The organism is Pseudoalteromonas sp. US3C1004, from assembly GCF_048401065.1.
GTDB classification, from domain to species: domain Bacteria; phylum Pseudomonadota; class Gammaproteobacteria; order Enterobacterales; family Alteromonadaceae; genus Pseudoalteromonas; species Pseudoalteromonas undina.
The window spans coordinates 1,073,983-1,087,150 of record NZ_CP183073.1 but is presented as its reverse complement, the minus strand read 5'-3'; the positions used below and the strand labels follow the sequence as shown (position 1 = coordinate 1,087,150).

Sequence of the window (13,168 nt, the reverse complement as noted above, 5' to 3'; positions counted from 1 at the left end):
TTTATATATATAAAATACGGCAAGTTTGGGACAGAAAGAGAACGTCTAAAACATAGATATATCCATCGCAAATTGCGATGGCGGTTTTGATATTTTTCTTTTGTCTTTGCTTTTTAAGCGTAGAAACTCTTTTTTAGAAATTAGTAAGCAATCGTGTAATTTTAACATTTTAAAATTATTGGGCACTTTAACTATATTTCCCAGTTGCTCACTGCTTAAATTTATACCTTTTGATATTCCATAATTTGAGTTTTTAAATCTGACGCCGTTTTGTTCTTGTTTAGATTTATTTCTAGAGTATAACCACTGAAAATATACTTTTAGCAGTAGTCGAATCATTTTCATTTGCATAATTTCACTTTCAATTTGTTGTTTGGTTTTTCCATGGGTAGAAACCGGAATCCAAAGTTTAAAAAATTGATAACTGTGATTTGATTTGTCTAACGGATACTTTTTTACTTCCGGACTAGGGATTAGAACATAATGTTGATTTGGCTCACCTAACTCCATAGTAGCTGCTTTAAAGCCATTGCTAATTAAGTCCGTCATCTTAAGTTCCAATTGATTCGACTCTTCTACAGACTTCCAATGCGCATCTTTATTATAGAAAAGTCCTTTTTTCTGCAAATCTTTAAATTTATATCCAAGGCCCATTTTACTTGCCCTAAACGAATCTTCACCCAAACTAAAGCTCAACCCTTTAACTTCTCCTTTTTGTAATTGTACGTGACAGCCAACACCTTTATTTATTAAGGCGTCTATAAAATCTGGTAATGATAATTGTTCACTCTTTGGGTTTGTCATTACTACGTCAATGATGCTTCTAACTTCTTGAATTTTAGTCTTAATTTCAGGGTTACTTACTTTGTTACATAAGTCTCCTGTATAAGGATTATTATCGTGCTCTAATGAGTACTTTTTTTCTAATTCTTGTCGAACTAAAGCTGATTTTTTATAATTTTGACCATCCTTGAGTTTTTTGTAAGATGGTGTATTTGAAATGCAGCAAAGCATTATATGTGCATGTTGGTTAATGGTATTTGAATGTGAACATGCAAACCAATGATGATCTGTATACCCCATTTTTTTTACGTAGTCTTTTATCAACTGATGCCATTGTGATGACGTTAACGTTTCATTTTCACGTAACGAAATTACAATATGAAGGTATGGATGTTTAACTCTTCGATTTTTACTCTCTGCTTTCTCAAATTCTTCAATAATTGCACTGCAATCAACTTGGTATTTGGGTGCATTAACTTCCGAGTCAAAATTAGTGGAATGAAATGGACTTGTAACGCACATAGATGAGCTAGCACCAATAAATCTTACTGTTTCATAACTTTTTCCAGAGCCGCCATCCTCTATCTTGCATATATAATTTGCAAGGGTTGATGCAGTTCCTCTTGCATCTTGTTTTTTGGTTTCTACGAATTCAACGATCATGTTTCATTACCTCCCTTGTCCATGGAAAGGATCGCTAACTCAAATAGCTCGTCACTATTAAACGTCATTAGAGCCATATTTTGCATTACATGCTTTTTATGGATATTACCTTTAAAGAAGTTAGCTAGCACCCAAGCGGCTTTGTCGACTTCTTTCACGTATTTTATGGCATTGTTTATTGAGTCAAATTTAGTTTCATCTGATCTTACTTCATCAGTAAGAGTCTCTTGCTCTAGAAAATATACCAAACGATTTAATGCTGATATGCAGTCTGTCATTTCAATTGCTAAATTTTTATTGACTTCAGGAACAGAGATCTCGATTTTTGCATTAGGGTCGATTGAGCGCATTAGCTGATGACGAATGAATTGACTACTATTATCAATCGTTGATACGTTAAAAGCTTCGAGAAATAGAGAAAGTTCTCTTTTTGAGAAATATGTTGTGATTCGATGAACTCGGCGTTCATCTGTATTTGTATGATTTTCAGTCATAACATTACCTATATGCTATGACGACCGCTATTTTTTCCTGTTATTTTATTATTTAAGCATTATCCATTAATCGTCTGATTAATATTATTATGTACTGCGGGAGCAGACATACAGTCAAAATAACAACTATGATAATAGTGATTATTTGACCTACCCTGCACCAAAAATTTAACTTACTTTTGCAAGGACTATATTAATAAAAACACAAATAACTCACACAGTCAACAAGCCTAAACCACTGATTTAATTGGCCATTTGTTTTATATACATTAAACCTAAAATATAGCCTTGGTTAATTTCTATAAGTATTTGGAAAAACTGTATTTTAAGATTTTGGTTTTGCAAGAATGGTAATAAACTGAAAGGTAAAAATAAATTTAATTAATTTTTGATGAGTTAGTAGTTTCGTAAATAAAGGCATTATTCATATTCTTATTCGAGCCTTTAATTACTATAAGCTAATTGCTAGCTTGCTTTTTTACAGAAAGTCAAAAGTAATCTTTTCCAAAGTGAAATTGGCTGGGTTTCAAATACATCATCGTTTGCAGCTTTCACACTAGGAAGCTCAAAGTACTTACTAAAATGCTCTTCAACTTTGTCGTATGTTTCTGTTGCATCTTCTTTTATCCAAACACCATAGTGCTTTTCAATCATTTCTTTTGTTGTGTGCCCCATTTGTTTAGCAACCCAAGCTAGCGGTATACCCTTTGTTAAAAGTTGACTTGCAAAAGTATGCCTTAAATTTTTTGGCGGTAAATAAGTAACTCCACGTGATTCACAGTGAGTTTTAAAGAAATCTATTTTAAAGTCATCAACATGACTGAATATTTCATTACGTTTTGAGTTATAAGCCAACATAGTTCTTTTGTAACTTTTAACAGTAATATTATCTCTTTGAGTAATAATAATATTTGAAATTGGACGAGCTTTAGCTAGCAAGATTAATTGTTCGAAAATAGAAATAGCATTGTCAGATAAATCTATTACCCTCCTTGAAGATTTAGTTTTCGTCACCTTATACTCCCCCATAGAAAGCGTAAACTCAACTAGGTATTGGCCATCGGCTCGGTTAAAACTTTCTTCATTTAATGCTAATAGCTCCCCGATACGTAATCCTGTTAATAATGCAAACTGAACAAGTAGGATTTCAGCTTTAAATGAGTTATCAATCGTAATGAGGCGTCTAATATCATTAACGGTGAATACACTAGGTAACTTATCATCTGATACATGAAGAGCTTTTTTTCCAAGCGGGTTAGACTTTAAGAAGCCAGCGTTGATTAAAACTCTAATAGTCGGCATTATAATTTCCATAAAGTTTTTAATAGTTTTAGGCGCATAGCCCATTGCAAATAATTCAGCTTCGAATTGTAACCATTCGTTTTCTTTAAACTCTCCTGCAACATAATGCCCAATCCAACTTTTAAGCTGATTTGATTTTTTTAAATGTCCTATTTGAGTGCTATTTGCTAAACCTGAACATTTCAATTTTGTAGCGTGATCGATTACTGCACTTAATTTAGTTTCATTCTCTATTTTAAAAATTTCGATTTTCATATTGTTAATACCTTTTTCAGCACTCGCTGAATTGCGACTGCGATGCAAAGATATAACTAATTAATATTAACTGTCAAACCCGAAATCAATATAAGGCATTGATTAACATGACTTTATTAATACACAATGAGCACCATACGACATTTTTGGTTAATACTCACCGTGTATTGGTAATAAAATAAATACTATATCTTTCATAGTGTTAAGCTTAATCATTTTTTTTCAGAAAATTTTAAAAGTTTTTTTCAATTATTTTTAAATTTATGAGGTTTTTAGGGAATAACTCTACTTTTTCTTTCAAAAGTTTGATGTTTAACTGTTTTCCATACCTTCCAAATGTAATATTTTTTTTCGAATGTCCAACCAATTCTGCAACAATATTTTCATTGACATCTACCTGTTGAAGCTCGTCAATAAATGTATGTCTTAATCCATATATAGTGGGTCGATTACCAGCTTTCATTCCTAAATTATTCAATATGCGCAAAAAGCGAGAACTGATCTTTTTGCTCCAGTCACCATACTCATCATCTGGCTTTTCATTAAAAAGTAATTTATTTCCGCGTGACTTCTGCTTAGCAATGAAATTGAGAAATCCCAAATCTAATAAATGAGAATGAACTGGTATCTGTCGATAAGCATTATCAGTTTTTAAATGTGTGTACTCATCAGCACTATCGATGTTAAACACTTTAATTCCATCAATTTCAATAATAGAGTCAACTGTTAATTGACAAGCTTCAGATACCCTCATTCCGGAAAACAAACACAATAGTGGTACCCATAAATCCGCTTTTTTAAATTCAGAGTACTTAGTTATTTGATACCGTGATTGTAGATAAGTAAATAATAGACACAACTGTTCTTCATTCCATCTCAGCCTTTCTTCATGTTTTTTCTTACTTGGCTTCTGACCCAGTTTTATTTTTGTAAAAGGATTAGATGGGATATATTCCATTACAGTGCACCATTTTAAAAACTGGTTGATTGCTGATAAGTAATTATGATTTGTTTTATAACTTCTTCCTTCGTTGATTAGAAAATTTCGATAATTCATCGCTATTTTTGAGGTGACTGTAGATAAAGGAATATCTTTTGACCATTGGATAAAATGATTAATTCTTAGATTTAATTGATTAAGAGAGCGGTATGAAATCTGATCGGCTTCTTTTGCTTCAATAAACTCAGCCAGCGCTGACGATAAATTAACTTTTAGCGAGGGCTCTAATATTTCGCTACCCTCAAAAGTTGCTTGATTAGCTATTACGTCGCTATTGAAGCTATGCTCTCTAAACTCCGCGACCTTACCGTGAAACCATGCTGAGAACTGATTAACAGAGGCGCAAGAGTAAACATAAGGAAGTAGTCGTCGAATAAAAAGTGAGGTTGAAAGATTTCTATCAACTGCTATAGATCTGACCTTGGTCTTCAAGGAGATTTTTACAGAAAATGGATATCCACTGTCCCGTAATGCTTTAGGAAGAGGGATTCTAGTATAGTAAGTATTATTTCTATCTTTGATTAAGTACATTGCACCACTCGATTGAACCACCGAGCAGAATAAAGGAGGATTTGACGTACTTATTCTTTTATTTTCAATAATTTATAATGGTGGAGAGAGAGGGATTCGAACCCTCGTTAGGGATTAACCTAAACACACTTTCCAGGCGTGCGCCTTCAGCCACTCAGCCATCTCTCCACAATGTTGCTTTGCAACAGCGCGCTATAGTATGAAATACACTTGCTTGGTGCAAGGCCTTTTTAACATCATGCTTTTAACTGCTCAATAATCAAACTAACTACTCATAAGCAAATAAAAAGGCGATACCTGAGTATCGCCTTTATCTAATGCATTATATTGCTATTTATTATTTTGCCATATTGGCTGTAAAGTCTAGCATGCGATTTAATGATTTAAGTGCGCCTTCACGCAAATCCATATCAACAAACACTTCTTTACCGCTGGCATCAATCAGTGCTTCCTCAATCGCTTGTAAGCCGTTCATTGCCATCCAAGGGCAGTGAGCGCAAGTTTTACATGTAGCGCCGCTACCAGCCGTTGGCGCTTCAAAAAACTCTTTATCTGGGCATAGTTGCTGCATTTTATAAAAGATACCGCGATCGGTCGCCACAATAAACTTTTTATTCGGCATAGTTTGCGCTGCTTTAATGAGCTGGCTAGTAGAGCCAACAGCATCAGCAAGTTCAACAATTTCAGCCGGTGATTCGGGATGCACCAATACGCCTGCATCTGGATGCAATACTTTAAAGTCTTTTAGCGCTTTGGTTTTAAATTCATCATGTACGATACATGCGCCATTCCACATGATCATATCGGCGCCAGTATTCTTTTGAATATAACTGCCTAAATGCTTATCTGGACCCCATATAATTTTTTCGCCTTGCTCATCTAAGTGCTCTACTATTTCAAGTGCACACGATGAGGTAACTATCCAATCAGCACGCGCTTTAACCGCGGTAGAAGTGTTAGCATACACTACCACTTTACGGTCTGGGTGTTGATCACAAAACGCTGAAAACTCATCCACTGGGCAACCAATATCTAATGAACAAGTCGCTTCAAGTGTTGGCATAACCACGGTTTTGTTAGGGGTTAAAATTTTAGCAGTCTCACCCATAAAACGTACACCCGCGACGATGATCATATCGGCTTCATGGCGAGCGCCAAAACGCGCCATTTCGAGTGAATCGGCTACACAGCCGCCCGTTTCTTCAGCAAGTGCTTGAATTTCAGGATCAGTGTAATAATGAGCAACAAGTACCGCGTTTTTCTCTTGCAGTAATTGTTTTATACGCGCTTTATATTCGCCTTTTTCGTCTTGTGTTAACGGTGCCGGCTTAGGAGGGAAAATATAACCTTCAGGCATAATAGTTTGAGCTAAACTCATGTTCTCGACCACTTTATTTACAGTGCAATTAATAGCGCAAATTATACGAGAAACGAACGCTAAATAATAGCAATCTAGTCAGGCAGTTTATAAATAAAAATAAGGGAGATACTAAGAAATATATTATACGGAGAAAGTGTACCAGAAGTGGTGGGTCATGATGGACTTGAACCATCGACCAATGGATTAAAAGTCCACTGCTCTACCAACTGAGCTAATGACCCGCTCTGGTTTACTTATAAAAAGTAAGGCTGCGTAAATCCGCCGATTATAACCATCCAGTAAAGAATGGTGGGTCATGATGGACTTGAACCATCGACCAATGGATTAAAAGTCCACTGCTCTACCAACTGAGCTAATGACCCGCTCTGGTTTACTTATAAAAAAGTAAGGCTGCGTAAATCCGCCGATTATAACCACTCAATAAAGAATGGTGGGTCATGATGGACTTGAACCATCGACCAATGGATTAAAAGTCCACTGCTCTACCAACTGAGCTAATGACCCGCTCTGGTTTACTTATAAAAAGTAAGGCTGCGTAAATCCGCCGACTATAACCATTCAGTAAAGAATGGTGGGTCATGATGGACTTGAACCATCGACCAATGGATTAAAAGTCCACTGCTCTACCAACTGAGCTAATGACCCGCTCTGGTTTACTTATAAAAAGTAAGGTTGCGTAAATCCGCCGATCATAGCCATTCAGTAAAGAATGGTGGGTCATGATGGACTTGAACCATCGACCAATGGATTAAAAGTCCACTGCTCTACCAACTGAGCTAATGACCCGCTCTGGTTTACTTATAAAAAGTAAGGCTGCGTAAATCCGCCGATTATAACCATCCAGTAAAGAATGGTGGGTCATGATGGACTTGAACCATCGACCAATGGATTAAAAGTCCACTGCTCTACCAACTGAGCTAATGACCCGCTCACTGTGTTTGTTAACACTTTACGTAAATCCGCCGATTAAAGACCAAACTTTATTAACAATAAAGAATGGTGGGTCATGATGGACTTGAACCATCGACCAATGGATTAAAAGTCCACTGCTCTACCAACTGAGCTAATGACCCGCTCTTTTTGTCGCATTTCGAGTGGGGTTACCATTCGTTTGCTGCGGGCGCTTATAATACTTATTTATAAAATGAGTGCAACCGAAATTGTCTCTTTTTTTAAGTTTTTATGTCTAGTTGAGCAAATTTAGACCGCTTATGACAAAAAGCAGTCTAATCAAGCATCAACATTTATTTTGATAAGCGATCTGTGGCTAGTTTAGCAGCAGTTGTACTTGGGTACTGATTGATTAGCTCATTCAGTATTTTTTGCGCTTCAGCCTTTAATCCTTGCTCTTGTAAAAGTGTACCAAGCTTTAACATTGCATCTGGGCGCTTATTTGAGTTTGGAAATTCGTTAACAACTACTTTGAAATGCTCGGCTGCTTTTACACCGTCATTTTTAATCGTTAATAATTGCCCAAGCCAATAATGTGCGTTTGAGGTGTACACTGAATTTGGATACGTTGTTAAGAACGCTTGAAATTCTGGAATAGCTTGGTCATAGCGCTTATCTTTCATTATAAGCGCAACAGCACGCTCGTACGCTTCGTTTTCAGATAAATCACTGCTGTAGCTCTGATCGCTACCTGGTTGCGTGTAGTCTGCTGTAGGCGCTGGAGTAGCCGGTTTAGCATATGCTTGGCTAACACGGTTTTCTATTTCTTGATAAAGCTCGCGCTGGCGCTGCAATACCTTTTCAAGTTTATAGCTTTGCTCTTCGGTAACACCGCGAATTTGACTCACTTCATCTTGCAGTAAGTTAAGCTGTTGCTGTAACTCTACTTGTAAGAAATTACGTTGTTGCATCATGCTTTCAAGGGTTGCTAAACGCTTTTCAATGCTCGACTGTGAACTTGCAGCTTCTGAAACAGGAGCGGGAGCAGCCATTAACTGGGTGCTCCCGCTCAATATCATGGCTGCCAAAATAATTTTCGGCTTCATAATATCTCTTATCTTAGTAAACTAGTACCGCACGGCGGTTTTTAGCGAAAGCTTCTTCAGTGCGAGATTTAACCATTGGTTTCTCTTCACCGTAGCTAACTACTGACATTTGGCTTGCAGAAACACCTAAGCTTTGTAGGTATTTTTCAACTGCTTGTCCACGGTGCTCACCAAGTGCAATGTTGTACTCTGGTGTACCGCGCTCATCTGCGTGGCCTTCGATTAATACTTTAACAGAAGGGTTTTTAACTAAAAACTCAGCGTGTGCACGAAGTAGCTCGCCGTATTGACCTTGAATCGTTGCAGTGTCAAAGCCAAAGTAAATGATTTGCTCTTGACGAAGCGCTTCGTACTTTTGACGAAGTTGCTCTTCTGCTTTTTGCTCTGGCGTCATTGTTGCTACTTCAACTGTATCAGTTGTTGTTTGCTCAACAGTTGCTTGGTTAGACTGGTTAGCTGCATTTTCATCGATATCTGAAGATGAGCTACAAGCTGCTAGCGTCATTACTGGCACAGCAATTAGCAGGCCTTTAAGTATTTTGTTAAGTTGCATTGAGTAGATTCCTATTTTGAGTAAACCAGCAATTATTACTGTAAATATGGCGACCAAGCCGGTGCCTTCACTTGTCCATCAAGCACAGGTAAGCGTGCTTTAAAACGGCCGTCCATCGATACTAGCGCAAGTACCTGTTTATTATTATGGAGCGTGCTGTATATAATCATCGAGCCATTTGGCGCTATGCTCGGCGATTCATCAAGGCGAGTTCGAGTTAAAACTTGGAACGCACCTGTAGCCAACTCTTTCTTAGCAAGATGATACTGTCCGTTAGTACGGTTTACCATCACTAATTCTTTTCCGTCTGGCGAAATAGAACCCGCTAGGTTCATGTCACCATCAAAGGTTAATCTTTGAGATCTGCCAGTTTTTAAATTTAACTTATAAATCTGAGCATTACCACCCCTTTCCGACGTAAATACTATATCTTGACCATTTGGGTACCACGAAGGTTCGGTATCTATACTACGATGGCGTGTTAATCGTGTCTCTTTACGTGTTAGTAAGTCTAATAAGTAAACCTCAGTTGCACCAGTTTTATCTTTTGACAGCACTAACAGTAGCTTTTTACCGTCTGGCGAGAACTGCGGCGCACCGTTAATTCCTTTATAGCTGGTGATCAATTCACGTTTACCGGTATAAATGTCTTGAATAAAAATTTGGCTCTGGCGATTTTCGAACGTTACATACGCTAATTTAGTCCCATCGGGCGACCATACTGGCGACATTAACGGCTCTTTTGAGCGTAATAGTACTTGTTCATTGAAGCCATCGTAGTCGGCAACCACTAACTGATACGGCTTTTCATCAGTATCACGTACAATAACATAGGCTATTTTTGTTAAAAACGCGCCTTTTTCACCAGTTAGTTTTTCATAAATCACATCACTAATACGATGCGAGTAACGACGAAAACCGGTTTCACCAATCACGCTTTGACGCGCTTCTAAAATATGGTCTTGGCTTTGAACCAGCTTACCGTTGCTCATCATTTGTGTTTCACCGCCAGTGATTTGGCCGCGAATAACATCAACCAACTCATAACGCACTAAATAGCGTCCATTGGTTTGCTGCTCTACTTCACCAACCAATACAGCCTCGACACCTTTATTAACCCAGGCACCGTAATCAATATCAGCATCTTTGTGAGGTTGTTGTGGCATTTGCGACACACTCACAGGCTTAAACTTACCGCTGCGCATTAAATCGGCAGCAATTACATCACTTAGCTGCTGTGGAATAGGACCAATACCTTGGTATTTAAATGGCACAATCGCAATCGGTCTTGCGCCGTCAATACCTTCAGTAATAACAATTTCAAGTGCCGCATGTGCAACACCCTGAAACCCTAATATTAAAACTAAACAGGCTATTTTAATTTTGTTAAACATGTCATCCCTTAAAACTCTGGCGCGATGGTTATATTAATATTCTTTAGTTGCTCGAATACGTCTTTATCTTTAGATACCGGTAATGTGTCGGCCATGCGAACAGCTCTTAATGCAGCCTCACACACTAACTTATCACCGCCTAACGATTTAACTTGTGTTACCAGCCCATTAAACCCAAGACGGATATTAATGCGGCATTGCTGGTTTTTCATTTTTTCATCAATTAATAAGTTTTGTTGAATACGCGCCATAATTAATGCGCGGAATTTATCAACTTCACTCACTACTTGCTGTTGACGTATTTTATTACGTGCCGCCTGCTCTTTGGCAAGCTGCTCTTGCAGCATTTGCTCTTGAAGTGCTTGTTGGCGTTTACGCTCAGCTTCTTCAGCGCGCTTTTTACGCTCTTGTTCGGCTTTTTTAAGTGCCGCTTCTTCCGCTTTACGTTTGTCTGCAGCCGCTTTTGCTGCGTTTTCAGCCTCTTGCTTTTGCTTTTCGGCTTGCTTCGCTTTTGCTCGCTCGCGCTGTTCTATTTCACGGGCTTTTTTAGCTTGTGCTTGCGCTTGTGCAGTTTCTTTCTCTTTTGCTCTGCGTTGCTGTTCAAGCTTTTTAATGCGTCTTGCTTCAGCTTCACGCTGTTTGCGTGCATCGGTTGCTCTGCGTTCTAAATCGCGAATACGTTTATCTTCAGCACGCTTTTTATCATCTTCTTTCTTTTTAAGCTCAGCTATTTTTTGCTCAACTTGCTTTTGATCAATCGTAACCGCCGAAACCGCTTTCTCTGGCTCAGGAATAGCCGCATTAAGCGTTACTTCCATTACTTTAGGTTTAGGAGGATGAATGTTTGCTGACGCATACAAAAACCCACCTAACGCTAAATGCAGTAATACTGATTTAATTAGTGAACTACTCATACAGCTACTTGGTCCCCTCAAAGGATTCGGTCATTAACCCTACCGACGGTACACCTGCATTTTTTAAAAAGTCCATTAACAGTAACACTTCCTGATACGACACTTTACCCGAGCCTTTGATCATTACAGGCACATCTGGGTTTTTCATTAGTTGCAGCTTAATTACTGCAGCTACATCTAATGCTTCCATTGGCTCCTCAGGATCGGTACCTACACTCACATAATACTTACCATCGGCATCAATAGAAGCAATAATGGGTGGCGTATCTTTCGTATCAACTAAGTCCGACTCTTCCATTTTTGGTAGGTCTACTTTTACACCATGAGTAATTAACGGCGCGGTGGCCATAAATATAATAAGCAGCACCAACATTACATCAATGTATGGTACTACATTAATTTCTGCGACTGGGCGACGCTTTTTACGATGATACATTCGCTTGAGCCTCTATTTGGGTAGCTGCTTGACGGTGTAAGATATTGGCAAATTCTTCCATAAAGTTAATGTAGTGAGATTCTAACTTTTCAACTTTATTAGCAAATCGGTTATAAGCAATAACAGCAGGAATTGCAGCAAATAAACCCATTGCTGTAGCAATTAACGCTTCTGCTATACCAGGAGCAACCATTTGTAAGGTTGCTTGTTTTACTTCACCTAGAGCAATAAAGGCATTCATAATACCCCAAACAGTACCAAATAAGCCGATGTAAGGGCTAATTGAACCAACTGTTGCTAAAAACGATAAGCTTGATTCTAGTTTTTCAATTTCGCGAGAAAGCGCAACCCGCATTGAACGGTGTGTGCCTTCCATTACAATGCCCGCACTTTGAAAGGTATTTTTTTTATGACGTGCAAACTCTTTAAAGCCTGAGGTAAATAAAGCCTCAATACCAGCAGACTGGCCACCGCGTGATGAAATTTCGTTATATAGTTTACTTAGGTCAACACCAGACCAAAAACGTTGCTCAAATTTTTTGGCATTTGCTAAGGCGTCAGAGATGGCTTTTTTACGTTGAAAAATAATAGCCCATGACATAACCGACATAGCAACCAACGCTAGCATTACTAATTGCACAAGCAAACTGGCTTCTAGAATTAGATCTAAAAAATTAAGCCCTGATCCCACGTTAAACTCCTAAATAATTAAAAACATCAAATTGATTTATTTGAGTAAGGTAACTTAGCAATACATTAGCCACCATTAAAGTTTTGCTAGTGTATCTAGTGTATTTACTGCTGACAACGATATTGCTGTGAATAGACAACAAAAAACGTTAAAAAAACAGCTTTACTCAATATTTACTACTTAACTCTTGTTCTACTGTATAAATAAATAACAACAAAGCTTTATGGAAGCACGCTTAGTTTCACTAAAGAGTGACAGAAATGCGCTGTTTATTCAAAATTAATGCATAAGCACTCATAACCAGCACATGCTTACCTTAACGTAATAGTAAAACTAATACCGAACGTTAATATGTTAATATACATAAACAAAGCATTTCATTAACTTATAGAATTAATGATTAATTAACATGCAACAATAAGCAAAAACAAAAAACCGCTGCTATTAGTTTTTTTAATCTGAAAATATAAATTTTCTAGTTTGAACAAATTGTGTCGCTTCGGTATTATTCTCCCATACCGAGCTAGCGCATTAAATGAAAGCTATTTCATTGAATCCAGTTCCTCGTAATATGATTTATTTCGTATTACTTTTTTACTTCTTGGGGTATGACCTCAATAAGTAAAACGTAGTTCCCTAGATTACTTCCTTAAACTTGTTGTTTGCCCGCATTTTTTGCGGGCTTTTTTTTGCCTACAATTTATCAAACCATCTCAACTCGGGCTAAATAAGCAGTCGAACAATAGCCTGATATGTCTTAACGCTCAGTGAATT

General features: G+C 37.6%; 11 protein-coding genes and 8 tRNA genes. All 19 read right to left on the bottom strand.

The window, feature by feature from the left end:
• Window positions 1–45: 45 nt before the first annotated feature.
• Window positions 46–1,446, bottom strand: coding sequence for a relaxase/mobilization nuclease domain-containing protein (locus ACNSN3_RS05100; RefSeq protein ID WP_418608685.1), 1,401 nt, complete (start codon window positions 1,444–1,446; stop codon window positions 46–48).
• Window positions 1,443–1,940, bottom strand: coding sequence for a hypothetical protein (locus tag ACNSN3_RS05095; RefSeq protein ID WP_418608684.1), 498 nt, complete (start codon window positions 1,938–1,940; stop codon window positions 1,443–1,445). The genes ACNSN3_RS05100 and ACNSN3_RS05095 overlap by 4 nt, the downstream gene beginning before the upstream one ends.
• 465 nt (window positions 1,941–2,405) lie before the next feature.
• Complete coding sequence (locus ACNSN3_RS05090) at window positions 2,406–3,497, bottom strand: tyrosine-type recombinase/integrase (protein WP_418608683.1); 1,092 nt, start codon at window positions 3,495–3,497, stop codon at window positions 2,406–2,408.
• Window positions 3,498–3,729: 232 nt separating this feature from the next.
• A complete protein-coding gene (locus tag ACNSN3_RS05085) occupies window positions 3,730–5,028 on the bottom strand; it encodes a tyrosine-type recombinase/integrase (protein WP_418608682.1) in 1,299 nt (432 codons plus the stop codon).
• A gap of 78 nt (window positions 5,029–5,106) precedes the next feature.
• Window positions 5,107–5,196 (bottom strand) — tRNA-Ser (locus tag ACNSN3_RS05080).
• 169 nt (window positions 5,197–5,365) lie between these two features.
• Complete coding sequence (nadA, locus tag ACNSN3_RS05075) at window positions 5,366–6,406, bottom strand: quinolinate synthase NadA (RefSeq protein ID WP_008466811.1); 1,041 nt, start codon at window positions 6,404–6,406, stop codon at window positions 5,366–5,368.
• A gap of 148 nt (window positions 6,407–6,554) precedes the next feature.
• Window positions 6,555–6,630 (bottom strand) — tRNA-Lys (locus ACNSN3_RS05070).
• 65 nt (window positions 6,631–6,695) lie between these two features.
• A tRNA-Lys gene (locus tag ACNSN3_RS05065) sits at window positions 6,696–6,771 on the bottom strand.
• Between the two features lie 66 nt (window positions 6,772–6,837).
• Window positions 6,838–6,913, bottom strand: a tRNA-Lys gene (locus ACNSN3_RS05060).
• Window positions 6,914–6,978: 65 nt separating this feature from the next.
• A tRNA-Lys gene (locus tag ACNSN3_RS05055) sits at window positions 6,979–7,054 on the bottom strand.
• 65 nt (window positions 7,055–7,119) lie between these two features.
• Window positions 7,120–7,195 (bottom strand) — tRNA-Lys (locus tag ACNSN3_RS05050).
• Window positions 7,196–7,260: 65 nt separating this feature from the next.
• A tRNA-Lys gene (locus ACNSN3_RS05045) sits at window positions 7,261–7,336 on the bottom strand.
• Window positions 7,337–7,406: 70 nt separating this feature from the next.
• Window positions 7,407–7,482 (bottom strand) — tRNA-Lys (locus ACNSN3_RS05040).
• A gap of 171 nt (window positions 7,483–7,653) precedes the next feature.
• Entirely contained in the window at window positions 7,654–8,406 is a 753-nt protein-coding gene (gene ybgF, locus ACNSN3_RS05035; protein WP_054200671.1) for a tol-pal system protein YbgF, read from the bottom strand.
• 13 nt (window positions 8,407–8,419) lie between these two features.
• The gene (gene pal, locus ACNSN3_RS05030) at window positions 8,420–8,959 is read right to left on the bottom strand and encodes a peptidoglycan-associated lipoprotein Pal (protein WP_010392787.1); all 540 of its coding nucleotides are present in this window, start codon (window positions 8,957–8,959) and stop codon (window positions 8,420–8,422) included.
• 35 nt (window positions 8,960–8,994) lie between these two features.
• Entirely contained in the window at window positions 8,995–10,353 is a 1,359-nt protein-coding gene (tolB, locus tag ACNSN3_RS05025; protein ID WP_010392790.1) for a Tol-Pal system beta propeller repeat protein TolB, read from the bottom strand.
• Between the two features lie 8 nt (window positions 10,354–10,361).
• Complete coding sequence (gene tolA / locus ACNSN3_RS05020) at window positions 10,362–11,267, bottom strand: cell envelope integrity protein TolA (RefSeq protein ID WP_010392793.1); 906 nt, start codon at window positions 11,265–11,267, stop codon at window positions 10,362–10,364.
• Between the two features lie 4 nt (window positions 11,268–11,271).
• On the bottom strand, window positions 11,272–11,703 hold the full coding sequence (gene tolR / locus ACNSN3_RS05015; protein WP_010392795.1) for a protein TolR: 432 nt from the start codon (window positions 11,701–11,703) through the stop codon (window positions 11,272–11,274).
• Window positions 11,690–12,394: a protein TolQ gene (gene tolQ, locus ACNSN3_RS05010; protein WP_010392797.1), complete on the bottom strand. Its 705-nt coding sequence runs from the start codon at window positions 12,392–12,394 to the stop codon at window positions 11,690–11,692. The genes tolR and tolQ overlap by 14 nt, the downstream gene beginning before the upstream one ends.
• Between the last annotated feature and the right edge of the window lie 774 nt (window positions 12,395–13,168).